General features: G+C 37.4%; 1 protein-coding gene. It reads right to left on the bottom strand.

The genetic code is table 11. From position 1 onward, the window contains the following. On the bottom strand, positions 1-578 hold a 578-nt coding region (locus B4N75_RS01250), incomplete at its 3' end, for an NCS2 family permease (protein ID WP_296706370.1). Positions 579-705 lie beyond the last annotated feature (127 nt).

Below are 705 nucleotides of genomic sequence, written 5' to 3'. Positions count from 1 at the left end.
GGAACCTTAAGAATATAAAGCACAACCGTAATTACAAGACCGATAATCGCAACAATTGCAGAAATATGTTCTTTATCAAATGCGTTAAAACCGATAATTGTTCCGTTTGAAGAAGTTACGATTCCAGCGTTGTTAAGGCCAATCAAGGCAATAAAAAGACCAATACCAACAGCAACAGCTTTCTTCATAGTCGAAGGAATAGAATTGATAATCGCCTCACGAACACCAAAAAACGAAAGAACAATAAACAAAACGCCTTCAAGCAAAACAGCTGTAAGAGCAAACCATGGAGAACACCCCATCTGGCCGCAAACCGTATATGTAAAGAACGCATTAAGCCCCATACCAGAAGCAAGGGCAACAGGCATATTTGCAAAAAAAGCCATAATCAGAGTTGCAACAGCAGCAGAAATCGCAGTTGCCGTAAAAACGCCTTCAAAACCCATTCCAGGGATAGAACCAAGCATTCCAGGATTAACAGCAAGAATGTAGGACATTGCAAGGAAAGTTGTAATACCACCAATAATTTCGCGGCTTACGGTTGACCCCTTCTCCTTGATTTTAAACAAAGTTTCCATAAAAAACCTCCATGGGAAAAAACATAACAAAGATTATAGCATAGAATAAAAAACAGAAAAATAAAAAATACAGGCTTTTTATAAAAAATTTACAAAAAAAAGAACGTCATCAGCCGCAAAAAAAAAG

It is taken from the genome of Treponema sp. UBA7570, assembly GCA_002477955.1.
GTDB lineage: Bacteria > Spirochaetota > Spirochaetia > Treponematales > Treponemataceae > Treponema_D.
The sequence above is the reverse complement of the archived record's forward strand: the minus strand, read 5'-3'. Positions and strand labels throughout refer to the sequence as shown.